This window comes from Pseudarthrobacter sp. YAF2 (assembly GCF_052113345.1).
In the GTDB taxonomy this organism is placed as follows: domain Bacteria; phylum Actinomycetota; class Actinomycetes; order Actinomycetales; family Micrococcaceae; genus Arthrobacter.
In genome coordinates this window covers 223,118-249,422 of record NZ_JBFRDA010000001.1, presented here as the reverse complement: position 1 = coordinate 249,422, position 26,305 = coordinate 223,118, and the positions used below count along the sequence as shown (strand labels likewise).

General features: G+C 66.3%; 29 protein-coding genes. 17 read left to right on the top strand and 12 right to left on the bottom strand.

What is annotated here, in order from left to right; translation table 11 throughout:
• The first annotated feature begins 19 nt into the window (after positions 1-19).
• The 3 genes from AB4Y79_RS01200 to AB4Y79_RS01190 all read left to right on the top strand — a co-directional run bounded on the left by AB4Y79_RS01200 (position 20) and on the right by AB4Y79_RS01190 (position 3,299).
• A complete protein-coding gene (locus AB4Y79_RS01200; protein WP_441858013.1) occupies positions 20-1,696 on the top strand; it encodes a DUF4012 domain-containing protein in 1,677 nt (558 codons plus the stop codon).
• A 170-nt stretch (positions 1,697-1,866) separates the two neighbouring features.
• Complete coding sequence (locus AB4Y79_RS01195) at positions 1,867-2,466, top strand: LPXTG cell wall anchor domain-containing protein (RefSeq protein ID WP_441858011.1); 600 nt, start codon at positions 1,867-1,869, stop codon at positions 2,464-2,466.
• A gap of 377 nt (positions 2,467-2,843) precedes the next feature.
• Positions 2,844-3,299 (top strand): VanZ family protein, encoded by a 456-nt coding sequence (locus tag AB4Y79_RS01190; protein WP_441858009.1) that lies wholly within the window; start codon positions 2,844-2,846, stop codon positions 3,297-3,299.
• Between the two features lie 10 nt (positions 3,300-3,309).
• Here AB4Y79_RS01190 and galU read toward each other — a convergent pair whose 3' ends face one another.
• The 7 genes from galU to paaA form a co-directional block, all read right to left on the bottom strand.
• The gene (galU, locus tag AB4Y79_RS01185; protein ID WP_308930046.1) at positions 3,310-4,200 is read right to left on the bottom strand and encodes a UTP--glucose-1-phosphate uridylyltransferase GalU; all 891 of its coding nucleotides are present in this window, start codon (positions 4,198-4,200) and stop codon (positions 3,310-3,312) included.
• Positions 4,201-4,269: 69 nt separating this feature from the next.
• Positions 4,270-5,052, bottom strand: coding sequence for an enoyl-CoA hydratase/isomerase family protein (locus tag AB4Y79_RS01180; RefSeq protein WP_441858007.1), 783 nt, complete (start codon positions 5,050-5,052; stop codon positions 4,270-4,272).
• Positions 5,053-5,081: 29 nt separating this feature from the next.
• Positions 5,082-6,308, bottom strand: coding sequence for a 1,2-phenylacetyl-CoA epoxidase subunit PaaE (gene paaE, locus AB4Y79_RS01175; protein WP_441858005.1), 1,227 nt, complete (start codon positions 6,306-6,308; stop codon positions 5,082-5,084).
• A 9-nt stretch (positions 6,309-6,317) separates the two neighbouring features.
• A complete protein-coding gene (gene paaD / locus AB4Y79_RS01170) occupies positions 6,318-6,842 on the bottom strand; it encodes a 1,2-phenylacetyl-CoA epoxidase subunit PaaD (RefSeq protein WP_441858299.1) in 525 nt (174 codons plus the stop codon).
• Between the two features lie 5 nt (positions 6,843-6,847).
• A complete protein-coding gene (gene paaC / locus AB4Y79_RS01165) occupies positions 6,848-7,774 on the bottom strand; it encodes a 1,2-phenylacetyl-CoA epoxidase subunit PaaC (RefSeq protein ID WP_441858003.1) in 927 nt (308 codons plus the stop codon).
• Positions 7,771-8,151, bottom strand: a complete 381-nt coding sequence (paaB, locus tag AB4Y79_RS01160) for a 1,2-phenylacetyl-CoA epoxidase subunit PaaB (RefSeq protein ID WP_441858001.1) — start codon at positions 8,149-8,151, stop codon at positions 7,771-7,773. The genes paaC and paaB overlap by 4 nt, the downstream gene beginning before the upstream one ends.
• The gene (gene paaA, locus AB4Y79_RS01155; RefSeq protein ID WP_441857999.1) at positions 8,148-9,143 is read right to left on the bottom strand and encodes a 1,2-phenylacetyl-CoA epoxidase subunit PaaA; all 996 of its coding nucleotides are present in this window, start codon (positions 9,141-9,143) and stop codon (positions 8,148-8,150) included. The genes paaB and paaA overlap by 4 nt, the downstream gene beginning before the upstream one ends.
• Positions 9,144-9,443: 300 nt before the next feature.
• On the opposite strand from paaA, the gene AB4Y79_RS01150 reads away from it, so the two are divergent.
• From AB4Y79_RS01150 to AB4Y79_RS01110, 9 genes are all read left to right on the top strand, one after another.
• Entirely contained in the window at positions 9,444-9,878 is a 435-nt protein-coding gene (locus tag AB4Y79_RS01150; RefSeq protein WP_441857997.1) for a VOC family protein, read from the top strand.
• Positions 9,879-9,883: 5 nt separating this feature from the next.
• Positions 9,884-10,525 (top strand): winged helix-turn-helix transcriptional regulator, encoded by a 642-nt coding sequence (locus AB4Y79_RS01145; RefSeq protein WP_441857995.1) that lies wholly within the window; start codon positions 9,884-9,886, stop codon positions 10,523-10,525.
• A 48-nt stretch (positions 10,526-10,573) separates the two neighbouring features.
• Positions 10,574-11,395, top strand: coding sequence for an alpha/beta fold hydrolase (locus tag AB4Y79_RS01140; RefSeq protein ID WP_441857993.1), 822 nt, complete (start codon positions 10,574-10,576; stop codon positions 11,393-11,395).
• Between the two features lie 115 nt (positions 11,396-11,510).
• The gene (locus AB4Y79_RS01135) at positions 11,511-13,100 is read left to right on the top strand and encodes a S53 family peptidase (RefSeq protein WP_441857991.1); all 1,590 of its coding nucleotides are present in this window, start codon (positions 11,511-11,513) and stop codon (positions 13,098-13,100) included.
• Between the two features lie 134 nt (positions 13,101-13,234).
• Positions 13,235-13,990 carry a phosphatase PAP2 family protein gene (locus AB4Y79_RS01130; RefSeq protein WP_441857989.1) on the top strand — a complete coding sequence of 252 codons (756 nt, stop codon included), beginning with the start codon at positions 13,235-13,237 and terminating at the stop codon, positions 13,988-13,990.
• Between the two features lie 9 nt (positions 13,991-13,999).
• A complete protein-coding gene (locus AB4Y79_RS01125; protein WP_441857987.1) occupies positions 14,000-14,674 on the top strand; it encodes a DedA family protein in 675 nt (224 codons plus the stop codon).
• 5 nt (positions 14,675-14,679) lie between these two features.
• Positions 14,680-15,351 carry a response regulator transcription factor gene (locus AB4Y79_RS01120; protein WP_308930033.1) on the top strand — a complete coding sequence of 224 codons (672 nt, stop codon included), beginning with the start codon at positions 14,680-14,682 and terminating at the stop codon, positions 15,349-15,351.
• Entirely contained in the window at positions 15,348-16,409 is a 1,062-nt protein-coding gene (locus tag AB4Y79_RS01115; RefSeq protein WP_441857984.1) for a sensor histidine kinase, read from the top strand. Before AB4Y79_RS01120 ends, AB4Y79_RS01115 begins: the two co-directional genes overlap by 4 nt.
• A 292-nt stretch (positions 16,410-16,701) precedes the next feature.
• Positions 16,702-17,673 (top strand): hypothetical protein, encoded by a 972-nt coding sequence (locus tag AB4Y79_RS01110; RefSeq protein WP_441857982.1) that lies wholly within the window; start codon positions 16,702-16,704, stop codon positions 17,671-17,673.
• A 110-nt stretch (positions 17,674-17,783) separates the two neighbouring features.
• Here the strand turns inward: AB4Y79_RS01110 and crcB are convergent, their stop codons facing one another.
• The 3 genes from crcB to AB4Y79_RS01095 are packed head-to-tail and all read right to left on the bottom strand — an operon-like array spanning position 17,784 to position 19,284.
• Complete coding sequence (gene crcB, locus AB4Y79_RS01105; protein ID WP_441858297.1) at positions 17,784-18,152, bottom strand: fluoride efflux transporter CrcB; 369 nt, start codon at positions 18,150-18,152, stop codon at positions 17,784-17,786.
• A 5-nt stretch (positions 18,153-18,157) separates the two neighbouring features.
• On the bottom strand, positions 18,158-18,736 hold the full coding sequence (locus tag AB4Y79_RS01100) for a fluoride efflux transporter FluC (protein WP_441857980.1): 579 nt from the start codon (positions 18,734-18,736) through the stop codon (positions 18,158-18,160).
• Complete coding sequence (locus tag AB4Y79_RS01095) at positions 18,736-19,284, bottom strand: universal stress protein (protein WP_441857978.1); 549 nt, start codon at positions 19,282-19,284, stop codon at positions 18,736-18,738. The genes AB4Y79_RS01100 and AB4Y79_RS01095 overlap by 1 nt, the downstream gene beginning before the upstream one ends.
• Before the next feature lie 165 nt (positions 19,285-19,449).
• Between AB4Y79_RS01095 and AB4Y79_RS01090 the strand changes: the two genes are divergently transcribed.
• Positions 19,450-21,114, top strand: coding sequence for an ATP-binding protein (locus tag AB4Y79_RS01090; protein ID WP_441857976.1), 1,665 nt, complete (start codon positions 19,450-19,452; stop codon positions 21,112-21,114).
• Positions 21,115-21,178: 64 nt separating this feature from the next.
• On the opposite strand, the gene AB4Y79_RS01085 is transcribed toward AB4Y79_RS01090, so the two are convergent.
• The gene (locus AB4Y79_RS01085) at positions 21,179-21,682 is read right to left on the bottom strand and encodes a DUF4188 domain-containing protein (protein ID WP_441857974.1); all 504 of its coding nucleotides are present in this window, start codon (positions 21,680-21,682) and stop codon (positions 21,179-21,181) included.
• A 66-nt stretch (positions 21,683-21,748) separates the two neighbouring features.
• Here AB4Y79_RS01085 and AB4Y79_RS01080 point away from each other — a divergent pair, with 66 nt between their 5' ends.
• Positions 21,749-22,324, top strand: coding sequence for a TetR/AcrR family transcriptional regulator (locus AB4Y79_RS01080; protein WP_441857972.1), 576 nt, complete (start codon positions 21,749-21,751; stop codon positions 22,322-22,324).
• Positions 22,325-22,503: 179 nt separating this feature from the next.
• Here the strand turns inward: AB4Y79_RS01080 and AB4Y79_RS01075 are convergent, their stop codons facing one another.
• Positions 22,504-23,385 (bottom strand): helix-turn-helix domain-containing protein, encoded by an 882-nt coding sequence (locus tag AB4Y79_RS01075; protein WP_441857970.1) that lies wholly within the window; start codon positions 23,383-23,385, stop codon positions 22,504-22,506.
• A gap of 85 nt (positions 23,386-23,470) precedes the next feature.
• Between AB4Y79_RS01075 and AB4Y79_RS01070 the strand changes: the two genes are divergently transcribed.
• From AB4Y79_RS01070 to AB4Y79_RS01060, 3 genes are read left to right on the top strand one after another with little or no spacing between them, the layout of a single operon-like run.
• On the top strand, positions 23,471-24,358 hold the full coding sequence (locus AB4Y79_RS01070; RefSeq protein WP_441857968.1) for an aldo/keto reductase: 888 nt from the start codon (positions 23,471-23,473) through the stop codon (positions 24,356-24,358).
• A gap of 11 nt (positions 24,359-24,369) precedes the next feature.
• Positions 24,370-25,398, top strand: a complete 1,029-nt coding sequence (locus AB4Y79_RS01065; RefSeq protein WP_441857967.1) for an aldo/keto reductase — start codon at positions 24,370-24,372, stop codon at positions 25,396-25,398.
• Between the two features lie 46 nt (positions 25,399-25,444).
• On the top strand, positions 25,445-26,275 hold the full coding sequence (locus AB4Y79_RS01060; protein ID WP_441857965.1) for an oxidoreductase: 831 nt from the start codon (positions 25,445-25,447) through the stop codon (positions 26,273-26,275).
• Positions 26,276-26,305: the final 30 nt, after the last annotated feature.

The window sequence follows — 26,305 nt, the reverse complement described above, 5'->3', positions numbered from 1 at the left end:
GTTAGAGAGAGCCTCGAGTTTGGTCTCACAGCTGAAACAGGAGATCGAGGCATCTGATCAAGGCGCAGTAACAAGCACGTTGGCAGAACTCCGCAATCACACTACGACCGCTCGTGACTCTGCTGAAGATCCCCTTTGGACTTTGGCTTCGAATCTGCCATGGCTGGGACCAAACCTAAGCGCCGTCTCCGAAGTGGCCAGATCAGCTGACGACGTGGCGAACCTAGGTTTGAGCCCTCTGGTGAATGTCTATCAGTCGCTTAACTGGGACTCACTTCTGCCAAGCAGCTCGGGCAGCAACCTCGGAGCAATTGCAGCGGTAGCACCAAGCGTTGCCTCGTCGTCATATGCAGTGCATTCATCCTGGGAACGGCTGGACGGCATAGACCAAACGCGATTGCTTCCCCAAGTGGCTCTCCCGCTGAAAGCAGCAACCCAGGAACTCAAGGAGGCGGCGGGGGCGCTTGATTCCGCGGCAGATGCTGCACGCATAGCCCCAACAATGTTAGGTTCCGACGGGCCGAAAAATTACCTTCTTGTCGTCCAGAATAATGCGGAGGCCCGTGCTTCTGGTGGGATTCCGGGCGCCCTGGCTGTACTCACGTTCGATCACGGAAAACTGTCCCTCGGAGCTCAGAGTAGTGCTGTCGATGTTGGCGTTATGTCACCGACTTTGCCGGTTGAAGAGCAACAGCAACTGATTTACTCGGCGCGCCTCGGGAAGTACATGCAGGACGTGAACCTGACTCCTGACTTTCCCACCGCCGCCAGTACAGCCCAAGCGATGTGGGAGCGAAAAACTGGACGCCGGGTCGACGGCGTCGTCTCGATTGATCCTGTTGTCCTTAGCTATGTCCTGCAGACGACCGGCCCGGTTACGATCAACGGCCCGGAACTGGCAGCGGTGAAGGCAGCAGGGCTACCAACCGAACTGACCGGCGGCAATGTGGTTCCGACCCTACTCTCGGACGTTTACGCGAAGATCAGGCAACCAAAGCTGCAGGACGCGTACTTTGCCGGCGTCGCTAAGGAGGTATTTGCAGCGCTGTCGAGCGGCAAAGGAGAAGCCAAGGGTCTTATCGCCGGAATTACTCGGGGAACAGAAGAAGGTCGTGTCTTAGTATGGTCTGCCGACGCCTCCGAACAATCAGTCATCACGAAATACGCGCTGAGTGGCTCAATCTCTGGGCCCAGCGTTTCTCCGGCTCAGTTTGGCGTTTACTTCAACGACGGGACAGGCGCCAAAATGGACTACTACATTAAGCGCACAGTCCAGCTCGTCAAGGAATGTCCAGCAGACGGCTACGAGCAAACGACTGTACGCGTAACCAGCACTAATACAGCGCCTGCCGATGCTGCCACTTCTCTCCCGGCCTACGTCACCGGTGCAGGAATTTTTGGAGTAGCAGCCGGTACGGTCCAAACAAACATCGTTGTCTACGGACCAGCACAAGCAAACGTGGAGTCAGCCACGATTGACGGCCAAAAGACTCCCTTTGCCCCATACATCCATGCGAACAGGCCGGTAGGCGTGGTTGCCCAGCAGCTTGCGCCTGGCGAGTCCAAAACTGTGGACTTCACCTTCGGAAAAATTGTTCAGCACACGGAACCTAACCTGGTTGTCACGCCAACCGTTCAGCATGTAAAGGACGTTATCCTTCCGACGGAAAACGCGTCATGTGATCAAGGCCAGTGACGGTTGCGTTAACACCATGTAAACCGACTGGATTGAGGTTGGTTACAACCTATCCGGGATGGTACCTTCTATCTGGGATATCTATCCGTAGTTCTGCACACGGTCTCGTGCGGAGGGGACATTTCCCCAAAATCGGGTATCAAAACTTAAACGTCTCCGGGGGGACACACATGAAGAAAACACTCGCTGCTCTCGCACTCGCGGGCTCAATCGCACTCATCGGTTCCGCGCCTGCCATGGCCGCAACCTACCCGGCACTTCCGCCGCAGGCCGCCGTTTCCGACGGCACCGTTGGCCCGGGTGAATCCTTCGTGTTCCGCGGCCAGGGCTTCCTCGCCGGCGAAGGCCTGACCATCACCGTTACGCCGGGCCAGGCTCCGGCCTCCAACGGCGCCGGCCTGGGCCGCTCCGTGGCCGTGAAGATTCCCGTCTTCCAGGCACCGCAGACCCTGTCCGCAACCGCTGACGCCCAGGGTGCATTTGCCCTGCCGATTGCCATCAGCGAAGCAGGCACCTACTCCCTGACCGCAACCGGCAACACCTCCGGTGTGACCGTTGGCCCCGTCACCGTCACCGTGGCCGCTTCCCTGGCAAACACCGGTGGCGCTGCCGCCGGTAGCGCTCCGCTGGCCAACACGGGCGGCCTTGCCAACACCGGTGCCGACTCGGGCCTGATCCTGTGGACCCTGGTGGGCGCAGGCGCACTGGCAGCCGGTGCAACCTCCGTAGTGGTGGTTCGCCGCCGCGCCAAGGCTGAGGTTGCCGCGTAACCGCAGCATCTCCTAGCACCAACGAAGGTGGGTGCATCTCCGGAAACGGAGATGCACCCACCTTTTTGCTTTTGGTTTCGACAGGCTCAACCACCGACTGAGTTTCGGCAAGCTCAATCACCGGCGAATTTCGACAGACTCAACGGCCGGTGGGCTGCGGGTTTCCGCACCCTTGATTCCGACAGGCTCAACCGCCGTCCGATTTGTGGTAACTATTAGGGCTATGGGGAGACATTGGCGCAGACCACCACGCGAATACGACTTTTCTATCCCACTCCCCCGGCCACAGGTACTGGGCTACGGCCTCCTCATTCTTCTCGCGGCCTGCGCCTTGGCCACCGCCGCCTTCGCCCTTCTACGGACGTCCTGAGGCCCCTTTGAGAATCCTCAACAACCACCGGCTGTGGCAGCTGATTCTCGCGGCCATGGTGGTGCCCTTGGCACTTGTCGCCTTCTGGCCAACACCCGTAGACCAGCCCCTCTCCGGGCAGCTATCCAGTGTTTTGTATTTCCTCCACCACCACGGCATTCCCCGCTGGTTTAACTACAATTTCGTCGAGGCCTCCGCCAACGTAGGCCTATTCCTTCCCGTTGGTTTCGTAGCCGCACTGGCATTTACGAACAAGAAATGGTGGCAAATCGGCGCCTTCGGAATGCTTATTTCCGGCTGCATCGAACTGGGGCAGCTCCTGTTTCTTCACAGCCGTTTTGCAAGCCCGTCAGATGTCATGACGAACACGTCAGGCGCTGTCATTGGCGCCCTGGTGGCAGTCCTGGCCACGCAAAAAAGGGGGCCCGCCGCCTTACGGCAACGAGCCTCCCTAGAGCAGTAGAGCGTCACGACTACCCGACGAAGCCCTTCATCCAGGTCTTCAGGTCCTCGCCGAACTCCACGCGCTCGGAAGCGAGCGTAATCACGGCCTTGAGGTAGCTCAGCTTGTCACCGGTGTCATAGCGGCGCCCCTTGAAGACCACGCCGTATACACCAGATCCTTCGCCCTCGCCCGCTGCGAGGGTCTGCAGGGCGTCGGTCAGCTGGATCTCGTTGCCACGGCCGGGCGCGGTGTTTTCAAGGACGCCGAACACCGAGTGGTGCAGCACGTAGCGGCCAATCACGGCAAGGTTGGACGGTGCCTCGCCGACGGCCGGCTTCTCCACCAGGCTGTTGACGCGGACATAGTCCTCGCCTTCAACAACCGAGATGTCCGCGCAGCCGTAGGCACTGATCTGCGACGGATCCACCTCGATCAGCGCGATCACCGAACCGCCTGTCTTCTGCTGCACCTCCATCATGGTGCTCAGCAGGTTCTCGGCCTCATCGATGAGGTCATCACCCAGGAGCACCGCGAAGGGCTCGTCACCCACGTGCTGCTGCGCGCAGAGCACAGCGTGGCCCAGGCCCTTGGCCTCACCCTGGCGGACGTAGTGAATGGGACCCAGGTTGGAGGCGTACTCCACCATGCCCAACTTGTCCTTGTCCCCCTTGGCCTCCAGCGCGGCCTCCAGGCCGGGCTCGCGGTCGAAGTGGTCCTCCAGGGCGCGCTTGTTGCGGCCCGTGATCATCAGAAGATCGGTAAGGCCGGCACCCACCGCTTCCTCGACGACATACTGGATGGCCGGACGGTCTACAACGGGCAACATTTCCTTCGGCATTGCCTTGGTGGCGGGCAGGAATCGAGTTCCCAATCCGGCAGCAGGAATGACGGCTTTGGTGATAGCTCTCCCCATAGTCATAGCTGAACCTTAACAAATTTGTTGGAGCGGCGGACAATTATGGTTTCGTGGAGCTCGCTTTCAACAGGCTCAATCACCGCGGAATTTGGGTTCGCGCTTCTCCTGGAAAGCCCGGAAACCCTCTGCGTAATCCTCGGTCTTGCAAAGCCGTGCCTGCTCTTCGTTCTCCTCCTGCATGGCCTGCCAGAGGCCCAGGCGCTGATCGCGGATGTGCGCCACCAGCTCCTTCGACGCAACGAACGCACCCGTGGCGCCAGCGGCAACCCGCTCCACGATCGCCCGGGTGGAATCCAGCAGCTCAGCCGCCGGCATGGCGCGGCTGAACATCCCCTGCGCCACGGCCTCGGCGCCCGAGATCAGGTCCGCCGTGTAAATCAGGTCCAGCGTCCGGTGCATGCCCAGCCGCTCCGTGAAGTACCAGTGCCCGCCCGAGTCCAGCGTGGCCCCCAGCTTGGCGAACGGCGATCCGAACTTGGCGTTCTCCGCCACGTACACCACATCCGTGGCCAGCAGCAGCCCCAGACCCACGCCCAGGCAGGCCCCCTGGGCCGCAGCGAACGTCGGTGCGGGGAAGGATGCCATCTTCTTCAGCAACGGCTCCACCAGCCCGCCCAGGTACGCTCCGGCGTCGTCATTCTCCGGGGTGACCCCGGCGATGTCCCGGCCCGCGCAAAAGGCCCGGCCCTCTCCCCTCAGCAGCAGCGCCCGCACCTCACCGCGCAAGGCGGCGGCAGCAGCGTCGTCGTACGCCTGGGTTAAATCCCGCAGCGCCTGCTCATCCAGTGAGTTCAGCTTGTGCGGGGCGTCCAGGACAACCTCGGCGATGCCGTTGCTGATGGAAAGGGAAATCATGGAACTCCTTTGGTGAGACCGGAAAAGGCTTAGACGTCGAAGTCGACCGTGACTTCCTTGCTGGTGGGGTGGCTTTGGCAGGTGAGCACGTAGCCCCTGTCCAGCTCATCCTGCTCCAGCGCGTAGTTCTCGTCCATGGTCACGCTGCCGGTGACCACCTTGGCCCGGCAGGTGCCGCACACTCCCCCGGCGCACGCGAACGGCACGTCCGGGCGCACCCGCAGCGCCGCGTTGAGGATGGACTCGCGGGCGTGCGTGGGGCTGGCGACCTCGCCCTGCAGGCCGTCCAGCTTGAACGTGATCTTGTACGTCTCCTTGGACTCGTCCACCACCACGGGACGGCCGGCCTGCCCCTCCGGACGGTCCGGCTTACCGCTCGTGAACAGCTCGAACCGCACGTTCTCCGGCTTCACCCCGCGCTCGGCCAGGGTGTCCCGGCACAGCTGCACCAGCTCGAACGGCCCGCACAGGAACCATTCGTCCACATCGTCCGCGTGCAGGGCGGTACCCAGCAGCTGCTGCAGCTTCTCCGCATCGATCCGACCGCTCAACAGCGGCGCGATCCGCTGCTCCCGGGAGAGCACATGGTGGATGGCCAGCCGCTGCGGGTACTTGTCCTTCAGGTCCGCGAGCTCCTCCAGGAACATCACGTCCATGGCGGCCTTGTTGGCGTAGATCAGGTCGAACCGGGTCTCCGGGTTGGCGGCCAGCAGCGTCCGGGCGATCGCGATCACCGGGGTGATGCCGGACCCGGCGGCGATGGCCACGAAGTTCCCGCCCTCCCCCGCCAGCTCCTCCGGGTGGTTCATGGAGTTCATGACGTTCTGCTCCACGGCCACACCGTCGCGGCCGTGCTTGGAGACGAACGCGCCCATGGGGCTCATCACGTCCAGGGTGTCCCCGGCCTTCAGCTCGGCGTTGGCCCAGGTGGAGAACAGCCCGCCCAGGTCCTTCTTCACGGCCACCCGGATCTCGCTGCTGCCGTCCTCGAAACTGCGCGGCTCGGCGCAGATGGAGTAGCTGCGGCGGATTTCCTTCGGCTCGCCATTCTCATCCGGCAGCGTGGTGCGCAGGGCCACGTACTGGCCGGGCAGGTAGTCGAACTTGCCGGCGAGCTCCGCGGGGACGTGGAAGCTGACCTCGATGGCGTCCTCGGTGAGCCGGCGCACCTCCTGCACGGTGAGGGTGTGGAAGGACGGACGACGGCGGCCGGTCACCTCAGCCTCTTCGGCGGCGGTCTGGCGGACAACAGGCATGGGGGTTCCTTACAGGACTTTGAAGTAGTCGAACGGTTCCTTGCAGTCCTGGCACACATACAGCGCCTTGCAGGACGTGGAACCGAAGCGGGTGAGTTCCTTGGTGTTCAGGCTGTTGCACTGCGGGCACTTCACGGCCATTCTTAGCCTGATTGCACCCGTGTGGCCGCCGGCTTTGCTGTTCCCGGTGGGCGGGGCGATGCCGTACTCCTGCAGCTTCTGCTTGCCGGCCTCAGTCATCCAGTCCGTGGTCCACGCCGGGGCCAGGACCAGGTCCACTTTTGTTTCCTGGTAGCCCTCCTTCTTGAAGGCGGCCTGGAGGTCGTCCCGGATGGCGTCCATGGCCGGGCAGCCCGAGTACGTGGGCGTGATGGTGACCTTGACGCTTCCGTCCGTGCCGACGTCGACCTTCCGCAAAATCCCCAGGTCCGCGATGGAGAGCACCGGGATCTCCGGATCCACCACCGTGGCGGCGATGTCCCACGCCCGCTGCTGCGGGGTCCGGGTGCGGGTTTCGAAGTCCGAGATGTACATGGCGGTCACCAGCTCGCCCCGGGATGCTCGCGGGCCAGGACCTGCATCTCCGCGAGGAGGTAGCCCAGATGCTCCGAATGCTTGCCGTACCGGCCGCCGCCCGGCGCTGCGGGCACGTCCGGGACCTCCAGCTCGGCTTCCGTGAGGACCTCGGTGGTCAGGCGGTCAAAGTCGCCTTTAAGGCTGGACGGCGCGACGGCGGCACCCGCCTCAGCGAGGCGCTGCGTCAGGTCATCGTCCTGGAACAGTTCGTTGACGTACGGCCACATCAGGCGCAGGCCGTGGACCATCCGCGTGCGGGACTCATCGGTGCCGCCGGCCAGGCGCAGGACCCACTGGCTGCTGTGGTCCCGGTGGTAATCCACTTCCTTCACGGCCTTGGCCGCGATGGCTGCCAGGGTTTCATCCGTGGATTCGGTGAGGCGGCGGTAGAGCTCGTACTGGTAGTAGCTCACCACGAACTGGCGGGCGATAGTCGCCGCGAAGTCACCGTTGGGCTGCTCGAACAGCTGGACACTGCGGAACTCGTGCTCGCGGCGGAAGTAGGCCAGCTCATCCTCGGACGTGGCCGTACCGTCCTCCTTGGGCATGCCGGCGCCGGCGTACGTGAGGAAGCTGCGGGCGTGGCCCAGCTGGTCCAGGGCGATGTTGCCCAGGGCGATATCCTCCTCCAGCTCCGGTGCACGCGAGATCCAGTGACCCAGGCGCTGGGCGAGGATCAGGGCGTCGTCGCCGAGGCGCAGGGCGTACTCGGCGATGTCCTCGCTGGGCTTGACCAGGCCGGTTTTGACCTCGAGGGCGATGTCCTCCGGGCGGAGGGCGTTGCCGGGGGTGATGCGGGTGGCACTTGCGTTGGAGTCCCCGCCTGCGACGCCGGTGGAGATGTCGCCGTGGCCTGTTGCTGTTTCTGCCGTGGTTTCGGGGGTGCTCACAGGTGCTTCACCCCTTCGCTCTTGGTGTAGTACGTGGCGTGCCGGTAGTCCTTGCCCTGCGGGGACTCGAAGAAGGAGCCCTTGGAATCGGGATCGCTGGCCGCGATGGCGTCCGCCGGGACCACCCAGATGGAGACGCCCTCGTTCCGGCGGGTGTAGAGGTCCCGCGCGTTACGGAGGGCCATGGCGGCGTCCGGCGCGTGCAGGGAGCCGGCGTGGACGTGGCTCAGGCCGCGGCTGGACCGAACGAAGACCTCCCAGAGGCCCCAGGCCCCGCGGTCGTGGGTTTCGGCCGGGGCTGGCGAGGCTTTCGGGGCTTCGCGGTTGATTTCGGTGGCGGCGCTTGCGGGGGCGTCCGGGTTGCCATGGGGTGTCATGCTGCGTGTTCCTTCTGCTGCTTTGCTGACTGTTTTGCTGCGTAAGCCGCCGCTGCCTCGCGGACCCAAGCGCCGTCGTCGTGCGCTGCCCTCCGGCGCTCGAGGCGCTGGGCGTTGCAGGGACCGCGGCCGGCCAGGACTTCCTGGAACTCGTGCCAGTCCAGCGGGCCGTGCTCCCACTTCTTGGTGTCCTCGTTGAAGCGGACCTGGTCATCCGGGAGGGTGAGGCCCAGGACCCGGACCTGCTCCACCATCATGCCCACGAAGCGGCTGCGGAGCTCGTCATTGCTGAAGCGCTTGATGTTCCAGGCCATGGACTGCTTGGAGTTGGGGGAATCGTCATCCGGCGGGCCGAACATCATCAGGGCCGGGGCGTACCAGCGGTTCACGGCGTCCTGGGCCATCTGCTTCTGCGCGGGCGTGCCGTTGGAGAGTTCCAGGAGGATCTCAAAGCCCTGACGCTGGTGGAAGGACTCTTCCTTGCAGATGCGGACCATGGCGCGGCCGTAGGGGCCGTACGAGGCGCGGCACAGCGGGACCTGGTTGCAGATGGCTGCGCCGTCCACCAGCCAGCCGATGGCACCCATGTCCGCCCAGGTCAGCGCCGGGTAGTTGAAGATGCTGGAGTAGCGGGCCTTGCCGGCGATGAGGTCGTCCATCATCTTGTCCCGGTTTTGGCCCAGGGTCTCGGCGGCTGAGTAGAGGTAGAGCCCGTGGCCGGCCTCGTCCTGGACCTTGGCCATGAGGATGGCCTTGCGCTTGAGGCTGGGGGCGCGGGAGATCCAGTTGGCCTCCGGCTGCATGCCGATGATCTCGGAGTGGGCGTGCTGGGAGATCTGGCGCAGAAGGGTCTTGCGGTACGCGGCCGGCATCCAGTCGCGGGGCTCGATCCGGGAGTCCTCGGCGATGATGCGGTCGAAGTGGGCCTCCCCCGCGGCGTCCGCTTCTTGGGTTAGCTCAGCCGGCACTGACTGCAAGTTCTGCGCTGCCATGGTTGCTCCTATGCAAAGACCTACTGGGACGTCCGGAATTATTTACCGACCGTTCGTTCAGGATATGCGGGCGCGGCGGAACTCGTCAAGCGTGCACCCCTCCCCCTGCAACGCCCGCTCACCTTTCGCAGCCCTTCCCCCAACGCCCGCTCGCTTGTGGCAACCGGGCGGCCACGATAAGCCGCCACCCAGAGCGAAGCTCCCCTGCCCGGACTGGCTACAGCTCATCGGGGTATTGACGCCCTACTTGTTTTTTGCAAGTATCAGGATGTCCGCACCTTCTTGGGAAAAGAGACCATCATGACCGCAATGTTCGTCAACCTGCCGGTGACCGACCTGGAGCGTGCCAAAGCGTTCTACACGGCGATTGGATTCACCATTAACCCGCTCTTCTCGGACCACAACGCGGCCTGCGTAGTGGTGGAGGAAGACCACAGCTACTTCATGATCCTGGTCCGCGAGTACTTCCAGACCTTCAGCGACCGGCCCATCGGCGACCCTTCGGCGACGGTGTCGGCCACAACCGCGATCTTCCTCGACAGCCGGGAGGCTGTGGACGCCAGCGTGGCCAGCGGCCTTGCAGCAGGCGGGGCCGAAGCGCAGCCGGCCTCGGATTACGGCTTCATGTACCAGCGCCAGCTCACCGACCCCGACGGCAACATCCTCGAGTTCGGCTACATGGACCCGGTCGCCTCTAAACAAGGCCCCGAAGCCTTCATGAACCAGCAGGCCTGAGGTTCATGGCCGCACGCGACTACGGACAGTACTCGGGCATCACCACGGCCCTGGAACTCGTCGGCGAGCGATGGGCCCTCCTGATCGTCCGTGACCTGCTGGTGGGGCCGCGCCGCTACGGAGAGCTCGCGGCGGGCCTCCCCAGGATCCCCAGCAACATCCTGGCGGCGCGGCTCAAAGAACTGCAGGCCGCCGGAGTCATCCGGCGGGCCCCCCGCTCGCGCGTGATCGTCTACGAACTGACGCCGTACGGCCGCGAGCTCGAACCGGTTGTTCTTGCGCTGGGCGCCTGGGGCTTCAAAGCCATGGGCGACCCCCGCGTGGAACAGATCATCACCCCCGATTCGATCACCATGGACCTGCGCACCACGTTCCGGCCCGACGTGGCGGCCACACTACCGGCGACCGCCTACTCAGCGCATTTCGGTTCCAGCGAACTCCTAATCAGGGTGGATGGCCCCACCCTGAATGTGAGGCGCGGCGAGGGCCTTGCCGACCTCGCCTTCGCCGCCGGGCCGGGCATCCGCCAGCTGATCTCCGGTGAAATGGCCCCTGACCGCGCAATCGAAACCGGTGTGATCCAGGTGCTGAGCGGGCAAGGGAACCTCCTGCACCGCTTCGCGGAGACGTTCCATCTTGCCGCCTGAACTGTAAGCACATTCCTTCCAGCGCCCACGACCATACGGAGCATCCAGATGACCAAAGCACAAGAAAAGGGCACGGTCCTCACCGTCCTGTCGCCCGACGGCACCGCCCTCAGCGTGGAGCGGATCGGCACCGGGCCCAGCCTTGTCCTGGTGGACGGCGCTTTCTGCGGCCGAACCTTCGGCCCGGCGCGTGCCCTGGCGAATGAGCTGAAGGATGCGTTCACTGTCTATTTCTACGACCGGCGTGGACGCGGTGACAGCGGCGAAACCAAGCCCTACTCCACAGAACGCGAGATCGAGGACCTTCAGGCAGTGCTGAACGAAGCAGGCACCAGCCCGTACGTCTACGGAATCTCCTCCGGCGCGGCCCTCGCCCTCGAAGCTGCCGCAGCGGGAGTTCCCATGCGGCGCCTGGCCACCTACGAAGCGCCCTACACCGGCACCCAGGCGGCGGGCGGGACCCCGGAGAGCCACCGCAAGCACCTTGAAGCCCTGCTCAGCGACGGCAAGCGCGGCAGCGCCGTGTCCTATTTCCTGGTCAAGATGGTCGGAGCGCCGGCGTTCCTCCCCTACCTGCTGCGCCTCATGCCCGGCGTGTGGAAGAAGCAAACCGCAGCCGCGAACACCCTGCCCTACGAGGCCCTGGTGACCAACGACTTCGTGGCCCCGCTGGAACGGCTCCGGCAAATCACCGTACCGGCCCTGGTCATGGTCGGCGGAAAAGCCGCAAACCCCATGGTTGAAGCCCAACAGGCCATTGCCGACGCCATACCCGGAAGCGAACACCGCGTCCTGGAAGGCCAAACCCACCAGGTCTCCGCCGCCGCCATAGCCAGCCAGCTCAGGAACTATTTCGCCACCGGGAACTAGCCTGCCGCCGTCGTGATTCCGCTTCCATAGCCGCCGTTGCCGGTCACGCTCCCTGTTCATTGTCAGTGCCCCGGAGCACAATTGGCTTTGCCGTACCCACGAACGGAGCCAAACCATGTCTGAGCACACCAACACCACCCCCGAGCACGCGGAGAGCAGGGTCCCCCTCCCCGGCTCCGAACGCCCCACGGCGGCAAGGATCCAAGACACCCTGGGTCCTGCCAACCCCGCCCACAGGATCGAGGTCACCGTGATCCTGCGCCGTCAGGAGCCGCTGCCGGAGACCTCCACTGAGGCCGCCGCTCCCCTAACCCGGGAAGAACTGGCGGCCCGTCATGGCGCCTCCGACGAGGATCTGCGCCTTGCCACCGAAACCTTCACACGGCTCGGAGCCGACGTCGTCGAGGCCGACCCCGCCTCCCGCCGTATACGCCTTGCCGGGACGGTGGAAGGCCTGAGCCGGATCTTCGGCACCAGCCTGGAGGAGGTCACCAGCAGCGGTCCCCACGGCCACGACGTCACCCACCGGCACAGGACCGGTGGGCTGCAGATCCCCGCGGAGCTGGACGGCGTTGTCACGGCGGTTCTGGGCCTTGATGACCGCCCCCAGGCCCGCGCCCAGTTCCATGCCATTCCGCTGGCGGCATCCGGGACCAGCTACACACCGCCCGAACTCGCCCGGATCTACAACTTCCCCACCGGGGGCGGCGGCGCGGGCCAGACCGTGGCCATCATCGAACTCGGCGGCGGCTTCGCCCAATCCGACCTGGACGCCTACTTCTCCGAACTCGGGATCACCGGGCCCACGGTGCGGGCAGTGGGAGTCGACGGCGCCGCGAACCAGCCCGGAAAGGACCCCACTGGCGCGGACGGCGAAGTTCTCCTCGACATCGAAGTGGTGGGCGCCTTGGTGCCCCAGGCGGACATTCCGGTGTACTTCGCACCCAACACCGACGCCGGTTTCCTCGACGCCATCATCAACGCATCCCACGCCACCCCAGCACCCACGTCCATCAGCATCAGCTGGGGCCAAAGTGAGGACGACTGGACCGCCCAGGCCCGGACAGCGTTCGACCAGGCGCTGGCGGACGCGTCGGCACTTGGCGTGACCGTCACCGCAGCAGCAGGCGACAACGGCAGCGCAGACGGCGCCACTGACGGCAAAGACCACGCCGATTTTCCTGCTTCCAGCCCCCATGTGCTGGCGTGCGGCGGAACCCGCCTTGACGCGGACCCGGCCACGGGAACCATCACGTCCGAAACTGTGTGGAATGACGGGCCGCACTCAGCCACCGGAGGCGGCTACAGCGACACCTTCCCGGCCCCCACATGGCAGTCCGGCCAGTCCACGCACCATGGCGGCCATCACCCCGCCGGCCGGAAGGGCCGCGGAGTACCGGACGTCAGCGGCGTCGCGGACCCCCAGACAGGCTACAAAGTGCGGGTTGACGGCAAAGACATGGTCATCGGCGGCACCAGCGCCGTGGCACCGCTCTGGGCGGCACTCATCGCCCTCCTGGCGCAGTCAACCAGCCGAACCTTCGGGCAGATCCAGCCGCTCCTGTACGGCAACAAGGCTGCATTCCGCGACATCACCACCGGAAACAACGGCACATACAAGGCCGCCGCCGGCTGGGACCCCTGCACCGGCCTCGGCAGCCCCGACGGAGAGGCGCTCCTCACCGCGATCACCTCCGGCCCATGACGTGACGGGAAGCGGCGCCCTCTGCGGTCCTGCGGCGGTCACATTTCTTAAGCCTTTCTTAGGAACCCTCGGGGAGGATCGAAGCAGAGACCAGGACAGAACCCTGTCCGCCGCAGGACCACCCCGGAGGATTCGTGAACGAACCAACCCGCGCCCACAAAACAACAGGCAAGCCCGGCACTACCGCCGCAGCCCGTGCCCAGTTCCCCGTGCTCCCCCAGGCCCGGCACTGGCTGCTGCTGGGCGCGTTGCTGTGCGCCGCCGTCGTCGCGCTGGGCTTCACGGTGCAGCTCCTGCCCGGCGACACCACTGCCGAGTTGAACGTGGACCAGGACCTCAGCCAGCACCACATTGCCGTGCTGACCGCCGTCGCGATGGCAATCAACCTCCTGTTCGGCCCGGTGGCGGGACTGGGCCTCATTGCGGTCATCGCCGTCACCGTTCTCGTGGTGCGCCGCGACCTGGCCAGGGCCGTTGCCTTCGGCGTGGTGGCGTGCTCGGGCTGGGTGGCCAGCGAAGCCTTCAAGCTCATCGTCGCCCGGCAGCGGCCCAACCCGTCGCTGCTGTTCGACCCGCTGGCGCCGGAGACCGGATCCAACAGCTTTCCCAGCGGCCACGTCAGCTTCGCCGTCGCCCTGGCCTTCGCCCTGTACTTCCTGGCGCGGCGCACCCGCTGGTCCAGGCTGGTGGCCGTTGCAGGCGCCGTCATGGCCGTGACGGTGGCATGGTCCCGGCTGTACGTCGGCGTGCACTACCCCACCGACGTGGTGGCCTCCTTCCTGGCGGCGAGCGCCGCCGTCGTACTGCTCGCCGGGCTCTGGAACCGCTACGCTCCCCGGCTCTTCGACCACCTGCCCGCCGCGCTCACCACACCGTCGAGCCGACGCTAAAGGACCCCCATGCACGCCATGCTCACCCCTGACGTGGTCTCCGCCATGGCCACCGCGGGATCACCCTCCCTGCTGGACCCCGCAGGCCTGCTCGGCGGCCTGGGACCGGCCGCCCTCGGCGTGATCGCCGGGATGGTCTTCATCGAATCCGGCGTCCTGTTCCCGTTCCTGCCCGGTGATTCGCTGCTCTTCACCGCCGGGCTCCTGCACCAGCAGCTGCAGCTGGCGCTTCCCGTCCTCATCGGCGTGATCACGGCGGCCGCGATCGCCGGCGACCAGGTGGGCTATCTGCTGGGGCGGCGGTTCGGCCGGCGCTGGTTCAAGGACGACGCCAAGGTCCTGAAAACCGCCCACCTCACCGCCACCGAGGACTTCTTCCGCCGGCACGGTGGCGCGGCCGTGGTCCTGGCCCGCTTCGTCCCCATCATCAGGACGTTCGCCCCGCTGACCGCCGGCACGGCCCGGTACGGGTACAAGGCCTTCACGCTGTGGAACATCCTGGGTGCTTTAGCATGGGCGACGTCGGTCACCCTGCTGGGCACCTGGCTGGGGCACTACGAAATCATCGCCAAAAACATCGACGTCATCGCCGTGCTCATGGTCCTGGTCTCCGTGGTTCCCTGGGCCGTGGAATTCCTCAAGCGCCGCCGCGCAGCCCGGCAGGACGCATTCACGGAAGAATAGGCCGCATGACCACCCCGGACCGGCCCTCCCTGCTGCTCGCCGAAGACGACCCCGCGCTGGGTCCCTTAATCGCGGAACTGCTGGAGCCGGACTACCGGATCCGGCTCGCGGCCACCGGCCAGGAAGCCCTCCACCTGGGCCTGACGCAATCCTGGGACGTGATGGTGATTGACCGCGGCCTGCCCGTCATGGACGGACTGGCGGTCATCGCGGCGCTGCGGGCGAAGGGCATCGCCACGCCCATCCTGATCCTCACCGCCCTGGGCGAGACCGACCAGAAGGTCCGCGGGCTGGACGCCGGCGCCAACGACTACATGACCAAACCGTTCGACGCCGGCGAGCTGGCAGCGCGGCTGCGCGCACTAACGCGGACGTTCGCTCCGCCCGCGGGCCCGGTGGGCATCGGCACCTGGGATTTCGACCCGGCGTCGCGCGCCGTCCGGTCCGCCTACGGCGAGGTGGTGACGCTGACCGCCAAGGAGGCCGAACTCCTGGCGGCTCTGGCCGCCGAACCCGGCAGGGTGTTCACCCGCGACGACCTGCTCGCCGCGCATTTCCAGTCCACGGACCAGCCCGGCGTCATCGACACCTACGTCCACCACCTCCGCCGCAAGATCTCCCGGACCGTCATCCGCACCGTCCACGGCGTGGGCTACCAGATCGGCGATGCATCATGATTTCCTTTTCCTCTGGCTCCGGGGACGCGGACCGGGACACCCTCCGCCGCGCGTCACTCAAGGTGGCATTGCGGATCAGCGCCGGGGTGGCCGTCCTGGTCCTGGTCCTGCTCACCGCCGCCACCGTGTTCCTCATGAACAAGCTGGCCCATCCCACGCCGCCCGGTTCCACAGCCGGCAAGCCCTACACCTACCTGGATTCGAAGGACCTGATCGAGGGGATGATCCTGGCCGGGTTGGCGGGCATCGTGCTGGCCGGTGTGGTGGGGTGGATCAGCGCCCGCAGTGCCATCCGGCCGCTGGGCGAGGCCCTGGCCCGGCAACGCCGCTTCGTCCAGGACGCCAGCCACGAACTCCGCACCCCGCTGGCGATCCTTGATACCCGCATCCAGCTCGCGCAACGCAAGGCCGAACCCGGGTCCGAACCAGCACAGGCCCTGGCGAAGATCCGGGACGACACGGCCACGCTGACGGGGATCGTCAACGAACTCCTCCTCGCGGCGACGGGGTCCCCCGTTGGTTCCTCTAGCGATTCCGATGTGGAGCCGGTGGATGTGGCGGACGTTGCCCGGGAAGTTACCGCGAGCCTGCAGGACCTGGCCCGGCAGCAGGGCGTCAGTTGTACCTTCTCCGGAGACCCGGGCGGCGCTGGTGGGAGCCCGGGCGGCGGCGCGGCTCTTGTACGCGTGGACCCGGGGTCGCTGCGGCGCGCGGTGCTGGCCCTGGCCGACAACGCCTTGGCCCACACCCCCGCAGGCGGCAGCATCACCATCAGCACCAGTGTTGAGGGATCCCGGGCCGTGGTCCTGGTGGCAGACACCGGATCCGGGATCACGGGGGTTGACCCGGACCGCATCTTTGACCGGTTCGTCCGCGCTCCGGGGCGGTCCACTGGCCGTGCTCCTGGGGCAGGTGAGCCTGCCGGGCGGCGGAGCTTCGGGATCGGGCTGGCGCTGGTCCGCGACATTGCCACCGCCGCCGGCGGCACCGTGGATGTGGTCCGCACCGGTCCCGACGGGACCACCATGCGGCTCGCACTTCCGCTGGCGCGGGGGTAGACCCTGGCGGCGCCCACCCAACCGAGGATGGGCGCCATATCCCGCTCCAGCTACAGCAGCCCCGCCTAACGATTTCTCCCCGCCGGAACCCGGGCCGCCGCCGTCGTACGCTTCTCCAACTTTCACGACGCCCAAATCCATTTTCGACGCCGATGTTCCCCTGCGCCCCCCACATATCTGGCGCGCCAGGTAACTTGCGCCGCGATATGTAATCTGCGCGTCGCGGAGCGCTTTTCCACATAGCGCCTGGCACCCATTCCGGCGCCGCCGGACGGCTGTGCACCATGGGTGAATGCCAGATCTTCCACCGCTTCTGTTGTCCCGCGATTCCATGGTCCACGGGCTCACGCCGAACGAGCTCGCCAAGCGGGTAAGGGCCGGCGCACTGGTCCGGGTCCGGCACGGCGTCTACACGGACGGTCCGGCGTGGCGGGCGCTGAAACCATGGGAACAATACCCGCTGCGCATCCAGGCAGCTGCGGAAATGCTGCAAAAACCCACCATTTTCGCCCGCCACTCCGCCGCCAGCTCATGGGGAATCCCCACCATCGGCGTACACCCCGTGCAGGTGCTCACATTGAAGAACGACGGCGGCCGGTCGCGCGGTGGGATCAGGCGCCACTTCGCTGCCAGGACAGACCTGAAGGTGGTCCAGCTCGGCGGTTTCCTGGTTACCGACCGCATCCGGACCGTACTGGATCTGGCAGCGTTCAGCCCGTTCGCGGAGGCCATCGTCCCGCTGGATCATGTACTGCGGGACGACCCCATCCACGGGCTCCCCGCCCTGACCAAGGCCGAACTCGAGGCCGGCATCGGGGCGATCTACTCTGCGGCCGCGGCGCGGCGGATCCGGGCGGCCATTGCATTCGCCGATCCTGCATCCGGCTCGGCCGGGGAGTCCTGGAGCCGTGCACTGATCCACGCGGCCGGATTCGAAACCCCCATCCTGCAGCAGAAGTTTTCAGACGCCGCCGGGCCGGTTGGCTATGCCGATTTCTATTGGAAGGAGTCCAAGGTGGTTGGCGAGTTCGACGGCGAGGAGAAGTATGTGAAGGATGAGTTCCTCAGGGGCCGCACCGCGTCGCAGGCCGTTGTGGCGGAGAAGAACCGTGAGAACCGAATCCGCGCCCTGGGTTTGCACGTGGTGCGGTGGGACTGGGCGAACCTCAAGGAACCTGGGGCGCTGGAACGGAAGCTGGCAGCGGCAGGTGTGGCCCGTCGTCGTACGCGCTCTGCCGTCCTCGACGCACAAAACCGGCTATGACGCACGCGCTACCTGACGCACCCGAAATGTTGCCCGCGCCCAGGAATCCGGGCAGCGAAAACGGATATTAGGGTCGAAAACGGATATCGGGGCCGCAGGCCGCCCGCGACTCAGAGCAGTGTGGCCAAGGCCAGGCCGGCGGCGGCTGCGGCCACCGCGGCCACTGCAGTGCCGATTCCGTTGAGGAGGGCCAGTCCGGTGCGGCGGGACTGGATGAGCCGCACGGTTTCGAAGCTGGCCGTGCTGAACGTGGTGTACCCGCCCAAGAATCCGGTGCCGGCAATGGCCTGCAGCTCTGCGGGCGCTGCGTGCACGATCACGGCACCGGCGAGCAAGCCAAGCAGGAACGAGCCCGTGACGTTGATGATGATGGTTCCCACCGGCAGGGCGGTGCGCATCCTGGACCGTACCAGACCGTCGACGACGAACCGGGTGGCCGCGCCAAGCCCGCCGGCAAGGCCGATCAGGAGGATGGTCACGACGCTCACTGGCCCTCCTTGTGCAGACTCTGCCGGCGATCGGTTGCCCGGGCGTGATGGCCCGCCGCCAGCCAGATCCCCGTTACCGTTGCCGCCGCGCCCGCCACCACGCTGACCCCGACGTAGAGCAGCGCGTCCGTGACGCGTCCGGCCCCGAACAGGGTGTTCGTTTCCACCGCCAGGGTGCTGTAGGTGGTGAACGCGCCCATGAAGCCGGTGCCGACGAACAGCCGGATCAGCCGCAGCCGCCCCGTGTCAGGGCCCCTCCGGACCAGGGCCTCCAGCAGGAGGCCGAGCAGGAACGCCCCCGAGAGGTTGATGACCAGAGTGGGGACCGGCCAGCCGCCGGGGGCAGGCAGGATGCTGCTCATGCCGTAACGGGTGAGCGCCCCCAGGATGCCTCCGGCGATGACCACCAACAGAAACCCGGGGTGCAGGTGCAACGGCCGGTGGGCGCGCGCCGCACCGAGTGTCCCCTCGTCCGGGGCAGGCTCCCGGCCGGTGCCCTCCGGAAGCCGGGTCCCGTCGTCGTGCCCCTGCGTGTCCGCGGTCCCCGCCTGGGCCTCGGGAACCGGCGGTTCCATCAGTGGCCCGCCTTCGGCTGTGGCCTGTGCGGCGCAAGCGGGACCACCAGGACGGGCCGGTGCTGGCGGTGGGTGAGGTGCACGGCGACAGATCCCACCAGCAGTTCCTCCAGCCGGGCTCCGAGTCCGCGCTCGCGGGTGCCCACCACAATGACTGACGCGTCGGCGGATTCAGCCAGGCGCCCCAGTGCCCTGGCAGGGTCACCGGCAAGGGTCACGAAGGACCAGTCGACGCCGGTTCCGTCGAGGGCCGCGCGGAGTTCCGCGGCGATGGTGGCACTGATTCCTTCGATGTCGTCATCGATCCCGTCCGGGTCGATCGGCCGGGCCTCCACCCTGCCGTCCGGCTCCTCAGCCAGGTAGGTGGTGACGTCCACGTAGGCGCAGACCAGCTTCACTCCGAGGCTGTACGCCAGCTCGGCCGCACGGTGGGCGACGGCAAGCGGCTGGCCGGGAACGACGCCCATGAGCACGGGTCCGCTGATCTTGCGTGGAACGTACGGCGTGCGCCCGGAAGCGGGGCTTGGTTGTTTCCCTGGCTCAGTCATGTCAACTCCTGTCAGATCCGGATTCTACTGCGCGGCCGGACGTCGGGCAGAAAAGCGCACCTAAAGCCCCCATGCCGACGGAGATTAAGAACCAGCATTGCTGTTGATTGCGCACGTTGCGGGGTAGGTTTCTTCCACAAGCGTTCGAGGCAGGTAGGGGAGACCATGCTTTTTGAGCAGTTGTATGGGTACTACCGGACATTGGGGCCCAGGGGCCGGGCGGTGCTGTTTCAGCTTCCGCTGTCTACGACCATGCTGCTGGTCACGGTCCTGACGAAGGTCCTGCACCCGCAACTCGATGTGTCCGGGCCATTCCTTCTTAGCCTCGGGGCACATGTTCTGCTCCTTGGCGCTTGCGCCCTGGTGCCGTGGGGTCGCTTGCCCGAACGGGCCGTGCTCGTCATCCCGGCCCTCGACTGCATCGTCGTTGGCTTCTCCCGCGAGGCCGCAGACCAGTACCTCACCGTCCTGGGTTTCCTCCTGGTTTTTCCCGTCGTATGGCTGGCCGCGGACCGGCGCCGCAGCGGCGTCCTTTTCGCCGTCGTCGCCACCATCCTCAGCGCGGTGCTGCCCCCGGCCATCCTGGGTACGGGCTTTGATGGCCCGGACTTTATCCGGATCGTCCTGCTCCCGGTCATAGTCGGAGCGATCGCGCTCACGTCATACGCGATTGTCAACGCCCTCTCGCTACAGCGGCAACAGCTGAAGGCCCAAAGCTGCGAGGTCAGAGACCTCCTGGTTGCCAGCGAGGACCGCGAGCGGCTGCTCAGCAGCGTCATGGACACTGTCGGCGTAGGCGTCTGCGCCCTCGACGCCCAAGGGCAGGCCGTGCTCGCCAACCACCAATTCAGCAGCCATTTCGGAGGGACCGTCACCGGGAGACAGCTGTCCGATGAACCACCGAGCTTCCTCGTCTATGGTCCTGACCGGAAGCATGCGCTTCCCCCGGAGCGTCGCCCCGGGTTCCGGGCGGCACAAGGAGAGTCCTTCACAGACGAACTGATCTGGGCCGACGACGGCACCAGCCAGAGGGCCTACTCCGCAACGTGCCGGCTGATCCGTGACTCCCGGGGCGAACACCGGGGAGCGGTCCTTGCGTTCACCGATGTCACAGCGCTGGTCGAAGCGCTCTCGGCAAAGGACCAGTTCGTCTCCAGCGTCTCCCACGAACTGAGGACCCCGCTGACCTCGATCATGGGCTACATGGACCTGGCCCTGGACGAAGAAGGCCTTGACCCTAACATCGAAATGTACCTGACCGTCGCAAAACGGAACGCCCAGCGGCTCCTGCATCTGGTCGGTGACCTGCTGACGATCGCCGCGGACGCCGTGCCCATCAACCCGCGGCACGCTGACCTGAGCGAGGTTGTCAGTCAGCGTGTTGAGGCCGCCCAACCGCGGGCCAAGGCCGGCGGCATCACCCTGAACCTGACCCCCGGAGAAGCGGCCACAGGTCACTTCGACCCTGACCGCCTCGGCCAGGCCGTCGACAACCTCATCTCCAACGCCATCAAATACACCCCCCAAGGCGGCACGGTTACCGTCAAGGTCGACGCCACGGGGCACGAACTCCGCTGCGAGGTCACCGACACCGGGGTCGGCATGACCGAGGAAGAGCTGGACCAGGCCTTCACCCGCTTTTTCCGCGCGGCCAAGGCACACTCCTCCACCATTCCCGGCGCCGGGCTGGGGCTGGCGATCACCAAATCCATCATGGAAAACCACCGCGGCCACGTCGTTCTGTCCAGCAACCCAGGACAGGGAACAACGGCGGCGCTGACCCTGCCCGCGGCCGACATAGGGGCACTGACCATGGCGCCCGCTTCGTGACCATCAACCAGCATATGAACCGCAGGCAGTCCGCGGCCCGTCGCCAAGAAGCCCCCTGCCGTGGTCAGGAGCGGCCGGTTGTGGGGTGGGCGGCCCGGCCCATCCGCTGCTTGGCGGTGTTGGTGCCGGCTCCGACGGGGACATGGTTGGTTGCCTTGGCGAGCCCAAAGAGCGGCATCCCGCTGTAGATGACCTCGATGCCGGCAGCGGGCACCTGATATGTCTCATGCCAGACGCCGACGTCTCCGGTTCCGGCGAGTTCCTTCATGAAACGGCGCCAGGGCTCAAGGTGAGGCGAATCCCGGTCGGCCGCAAACTTCCGCAGATGCTCCGGGCTCTCCCAGTAGCTGAGCATCATGGTCGTACGCCCCACCCATTGGTGGTAACCGAGCATCCCCGCCGCCGGGTCCTCTCCCAAATGCTGAAGCATCCGCCCCATGGCGGCGCCGACCCTCCCCACGGTCCCGACCTTCCACCACCGGTTTGCCCGCATCCCGATCAAGAAGACCGTGACGGACTCCCGGCCCGGGTCAGCCGTATACCGGCCCGGAAATACCTTCTGCGACATGGGAACTCCTTCGGACCGTGATTTCATAACAGTGTTACAAAACAAGGTTATGAAACAATGGATTCCATGGCAAGACCCGTTGTGCATAACGATTCCCTGAGGCAGGACCTGTTGGCCGTCACGGCTGACCTGGTGGACCGCACTGGTCCCGCGCGGGTGACGCTGCGGGATGTGGCCGCGGCTGCCGGGACCTCCACCACGGCCGTGTACTCCCTGTTTGGCGGGAAATCACAGCTCCTGACGGCGGTCGTGGAGGACGGATTCCGCTCTTTCGGCGATTCGCAGGTAGCCGCCGCCGGCGGCGGCCTCCAAGGGCTTGGCATGGCGTACCGTGCCTGGGCGCTGGAGCACCAGGCACTCTACCGGCTGATGTTTGGTGGCGTGCTGGCCGCCTACGTCGATTGCCAGCCGCACCCCGAAGCTGCCATGGATGCCATGCAGCCACTAATGGAAGCGGTCGCTTCTGCGCAGTCCGCCGGGACCCTCCTGGAGGCGCCCGTGGAACTGGTCGCGGCCGCCATCTGGGGCCAGGTCCACGGCCTGGTGAGTCTGGAACTGGCCCAAGTAGGCCCACCGGACGCCAACTGGGCCGCGGTGTACGCCTCGGCCCTGGACGCCGTGGCCCGCGGCTGGGCCGCCTGACGACGTTCCCAAGGGGCGCTCCAAACGCACAGCTACAGAGGCAGGTGCGGGCCGCCGTCGTACGCGTTCCCGACGCTCACCGCCATCCGTGACGCGCGCATTCACCTGCGCGGCAGATATGTGGGCCGCGCCAGGGAATATAGGCCGCGCAAACCACTGTGCGCAGCGCCAGCGGAAAGTCAGCTGGTTTCCGTGACGGATGCCTGGGCCGGTACCTGCTGCGTGGCGGCCCAGCTGGCCAGCACCTTCAGCGCGTCCTCCGACGGCGTTCCCGGCTCGGCCGTGTAGACGTTGATCCGCAGTCCGGGATCGGCGGGTAGCTCCAGGGCCTCGTAGGTCAGGTCCAGGTCCCCCACGATGGAATGGTGGAGCCGTTTGCGGCCGGTACGGTGGTACTTCACATCGTGCCGGGCCCAACGGACACGGAACTCCTCGCTCTGCGTCGAGAGCTCGCCGATCAGGTCCGAGAGGTCCTTGTCGTAGGGGTTCCTGCCGACCGTGGACCGCAGGACGGCCACGATGTCGTCCGCCGCGCGCTCCCAATCGGCGAAGAACTCGCGCGCCTTCGGGCTCAGGAAGGTGAACCGTGCGCTATTGGGCGGGGTGCCGCCGTCGGCCATCATGTCCGCGTACAGGGCCCGGCCCAGCTCGTTGGCGGCCAAGACGTCACCCCGGTCATTGCGGACCCACGCGGGCGCCGCGGTAATCGCATCAATCACCCGCTGCACACTGGGCCGGACCGTCAGCGGGCTGCGTTTGCGCCGCACCCGGGGAGCGGCAGTGGATGCACGGGCCAGGTCGAAAAGGTGGGCCGTCTCGGCGTCGTCCAACTGCAAAGCGCGCGCCAACGCCTCCAGGACGCTGTCCGAGGCGCCGGAAAGGTTCCCCCGCTCCAGCCGGATGTAGTAATCGATGCTCATCCCCGCAAGCATGGCCACCTCCTCCCGGCGCAGGCCCTTCACGCGACGGTTGCCGCCGTACGCCGGCAGCCCGGCTTCATCCGGCGTGAGCCGGGCACGGTGGGAAGAAAGGAACTTCCGCACGTCGTCGCTGTTCGTCATGGCCTCCACGCTACCGCCGCCGCGGCAGCGAAGGAGGGACTGTCAAGCCCTCCCACAAACCTCCGCATCCCAATACCGTGAAGGAATGGTTAAGGAACTCGCACTCAACAACGGCGTCACCATGCCCGCACTCGGCCTCGGCGTCTTCCAAAGTCCCCCGGAAGAGACGACGGCGGCCGTCCAGACCGCGCTCGAGGTGGGCTACCGGCACATCGACACAGCGGCCGCCTACGGCAACGAGCGGGAGGTGGGCGAAGGCATCCGCCGCTCCGGCCTGGACCGCGCCGACGTCTTCATCGAAACGAAGGTCTGGGTCAGCGACTACGGCTACGACCAGGCCCTGCACGCGTGGGACAAGGCCGTTGGCAAGCTCGGCGTGGACCAACTGGACCTGCTCATCCTGCACCAGCCCGCCCCGGACCGGTTCGAGCAAACCATCGCCGCGTACAAAGCCCTGGAAACCCTGCTGGCGGACGGGCGGGTGCGGGCCATCGGCGTCAGCAACTTCATGCCGCACCACCTGAACCAGTTGCTGGCGGAAACCGACGTGGTTCCTGCCGTGAACCAGATCGAGCTGCACCCGTACTTCGCCCAGCGGAACGTCCAGGCGGCCGACGCCGAGCACGGCATCCTGACCCAGGCGTGGTCGCCGATCGGCGGCATCACGTTCTACCCCGGCTGGGGCGAGAACCGGAAGAACGTCATGCGGGACCCGGTGATCGCCGGCGTCGCCAAGGCCCATGACAAGACGCCCGCCCAGGTGATGCTGCGCTGGCACCTGCAGCAGGGCCGCTCCGCGATTCCCAAGTCCACCAACCCTGCGCGCATCGCGGAGAACTTCGACGTGTTCGGCTTTGAGCTGTCCGCCGCCGACCTCGCCGCGATCGACGCCCTGGACACCGGCGTCCGCAGCGGCCCGGACCCGGATGTGGCCCGCCCGGAGCGGTTCGCCATGGTCATCCCCGAAGCCTAAGGAGAGAAACAATGGAATACCGCCCGCTTGGCCGCACCGGGGTGCAGGTCAGCCCCCTCTGTCTCGGCGCCATGATGTTCGGCCCGTGGGGCAACAATGACCGCGCCGACGCCACCCGGATCATCCACCGCGCACTGGACGCCGGCATCAACTTCGTCGACACCGCTGACGTCTACTCCGGCGGCGCGTCAGAGGAGATCGTCGGCGAGGCCCTGGCCGGGCGCCGCGACGACGTCTTCCTCGCCACCAAGTTCTTCATGCCCATGAATGAGGATGACCCCAACCAGCGCGGCGGCTCCCGCCGCTGGATCATCCGCGAGGTGGAGAACTCGCTGCGCCGGCTGGGCACCGACTACATCGACCTCTACCAGGTGCACCGGCCCAGCCCGGACACCGACGTCGAGGAAACCCTTGGCGCCCTCACCGACCTGGTCCGCCAGGGCAAGGTGCGCTACATCGGTTCGTCGTCCTACTCGGGCTCGCAGATCGTGGAAGCCCAGTGGGCGTCCCGCGAGCGCAACCTGGAACGGTTCGTCACCGAGCAGCCGCCTTACTCCATCCTGACCCGCGGCATCGAGGAGGACGTCCTGCCCACCGTACAGCGCCACGGCATGGGCACCCTGACCTACAGCCCGCTCGCCGGCGGCTGGCTCTCCGGGCGGTGGCGTAAGGACTCGCCGTCCACACCCACCTCAAACCGCCGCCCCAGCGCCCGGTTCGACATGACCAAACCCGCCAACCAGCAAAAGCTCGACATCGTCGAAGAGCTGGCGCAGGTGGCCGAATGGGCGGGAGTCACGCTCATCGAGCTGGCCATCGCGTTCGTGATCAACCACCCCGGCGTGACCTCGGCCATCGTGGGCCCGCGCACCATGGAGCAGCTGGAGTCCTACCTCCCGGCCGCGGACACGGTCCTGGCGCCCGAGGTGCTGGACCGCATCGACCAGCTGGTGGCCCCCGGCGTCACCGTCAACCCCGACGACAACAGTTACGGCGCCCACGAACTGACAGCACACGCACGACGGCGGCACAGGGCTTAAGCGCCGGCCCCGCCTTACCCACAAATCACCTCTGAAAGGAAAACCAATGGCAACGTGGCTCATCACAGGCTGCTCCACCGGACTCGGCCGGGCACTGGCGGAAGCCGTGCTCGCGTCCGGGCACAACGCCGTCGTCACCGCCCGGAACGTCGACTCCGTGCAGGACATCACCGCCGGCTTCCCGGACACCGCCCTCCCGCTCCCCCTCGACGTCACCGACAAGGCGCAGATCAGCGCGGCGGTCAAGCAGGCTGAGGAGAAGTTCGGCGGCATCGACGTGCTGGTCAACAACGCCGGCTACGGCTACCGAGCCGCCGTGGAGGAAGCGGACGACGCCGACATCCGCCAACTGTTCGACACCAACTTTTTCGGTGCGGTGGACATGATCAAGGCAGTGCTGCCGGGCATGCGGGCCAACAAGTCGGGCTCCATCCTGAACATCTCTTCCATCGGCGCCCGGATCACAGCGGCCGGTTCCGGCTACTACGCGGCCACCAAGGCGGCGCTGGAGGGCATGTCCGGATCGCTGCGCAACGAGCTGAAGCCGCTGGGCATCAACGTCACCGCGATCGAGCCCGGCGGCTTCCGGACCGATTTCGCGGGCCGCTCGCTCACCCAGTCGGCGACGCCGATCGGGGACTACGCTGACACCGCAGGCAAGCGCCGCAAGGAGAGCGACACGAGCCACGGCAACCAGCCCGGCGATCCGGACAAGGCCGCCCGGGCGATCATCGCCGTCGTCGAATCCCCCACCCCGCCGGGCCTGCTGGTCCTGGGCACGGACGCGTTCGGCGCCTTCGGGATGGTGGCGGACGCCCAGCGGGCCGAACTCGATCAGTGGCAGGAGCTGAGCACCGGCACCGACATCACCGATTGACGCGGGACCGGCGCGGCTCCCGCGACGCGC

Coding starts and splice junctions, on each gene's coding strand:
- AB4Y79_RS01150 (WP_441857997.1), top strand. CDS start 9,444: ATGACCGCAATGTTCGTCAACCTGCCGGTGACCGACCTGGAGCGTGCC.
- AB4Y79_RS01115 (WP_441857984.1), top strand. CDS start 15,348: ATGATTTCCTTTTCCTCTGGCTCCGGGGACGCGGACCGGGACACCCTC.
- AB4Y79_RS01125 (WP_441857987.1), top strand. CDS start 14,000: ATGCACGCCATGCTCACCCCTGACGTGGTCTCCGCCATGGCCACCGCG.
- AB4Y79_RS01075 (WP_441857970.1), bottom strand. CDS start 23,385: ATGACGAACAGCGACGACGTGCGGAAGTTCCTTTCTTCCCACCGTGCC.
- AB4Y79_RS01060 (WP_441857965.1), top strand. CDS start 25,445: ATGGCAACGTGGCTCATCACAGGCTGCTCCACCGGACTCGGCCGGGCA.
- AB4Y79_RS01135 (WP_441857991.1), top strand. CDS start 11,511: ATGTCTGAGCACACCAACACCACCCCCGAGCACGCGGAGAGCAGGGTC.
- paaB (WP_441858001.1), bottom strand. CDS start 8,151: ATGACACCCCATGGCAACCCGGACGCCCCCGCAAGCGCCGCCACCGAA.
- AB4Y79_RS01065 (WP_441857967.1), top strand. CDS start 24,370: ATGGAATACCGCCCGCTTGGCCGCACCGGGGTGCAGGTCAGCCCCCTC.
- AB4Y79_RS01195 (WP_441858011.1), top strand. CDS start 1,867: ATGAAGAAAACACTCGCTGCTCTCGCACTCGCGGGCTCAATCGCACTC.
- AB4Y79_RS01080 (WP_441857972.1), top strand. CDS start 21,749: ATGGCAAGACCCGTTGTGCATAACGATTCCCTGAGGCAGGACCTGTTG.
- AB4Y79_RS01180 (WP_441858007.1), bottom strand. CDS start 5,052: ATGATTTCCCTTTCCATCAGCAACGGCATCGCCGAGGTTGTCCTGGAC.
- AB4Y79_RS01145 (WP_441857995.1), top strand. CDS start 9,884: ATGGCCGCACGCGACTACGGACAGTACTCGGGCATCACCACGGCCCTG.
- AB4Y79_RS01085 (WP_441857974.1), bottom strand. CDS start 21,682: ATGTCGCAGAAGGTATTTCCGGGCCGGTATACGGCTGACCCGGGCCGG.
- AB4Y79_RS01120 (WP_308930033.1), top strand. CDS start 14,680: ATGACCACCCCGGACCGGCCCTCCCTGCTGCTCGCCGAAGACGACCCC.
- paaA (WP_441857999.1), bottom strand. CDS start 9,143: ATGGCAGCGCAGAACTTGCAGTCAGTGCCGGCTGAGCTAACCCAAGAA.
- paaD (WP_441858299.1), bottom strand. CDS start 6,842: ATGTACATCTCGGACTTCGAAACCCGCACCCGGACCCCGCAGCAGCGG.
- paaE (WP_441858005.1), bottom strand. CDS start 6,308: ATGCCTGTTGTCCGCCAGACCGCCGCCGAAGAGGCTGAGGTGACCGGC.
- AB4Y79_RS01140 (WP_441857993.1), top strand. CDS start 10,574: ATGACCAAAGCACAAGAAAAGGGCACGGTCCTCACCGTCCTGTCGCCC.
- AB4Y79_RS01100 (WP_441857980.1), bottom strand. CDS start 18,736: ATGGAACCGCCGGTTCCCGAGGCCCAGGCGGGGACCGCGGACACGCAG.
- AB4Y79_RS01095 (WP_441857978.1), bottom strand. CDS start 19,284: ATGACTGAGCCAGGGAAACAACCAAGCCCCGCTTCCGGGCGCACGCCG.
- AB4Y79_RS01110 (WP_441857982.1), top strand. CDS start 16,702: ATGCCAGATCTTCCACCGCTTCTGTTGTCCCGCGATTCCATGGTCCAC.
- AB4Y79_RS01070 (WP_441857968.1), top strand. CDS start 23,471: ATGGTTAAGGAACTCGCACTCAACAACGGCGTCACCATGCCCGCACTC.
- AB4Y79_RS01090 (WP_441857976.1), top strand. CDS start 19,450: ATGCTTTTTGAGCAGTTGTATGGGTACTACCGGACATTGGGGCCCAGG.
- galU (WP_308930046.1), bottom strand. CDS start 4,200: ATGACTATGGGGAGAGCTATCACCAAAGCCGTCATTCCTGCTGCCGGA.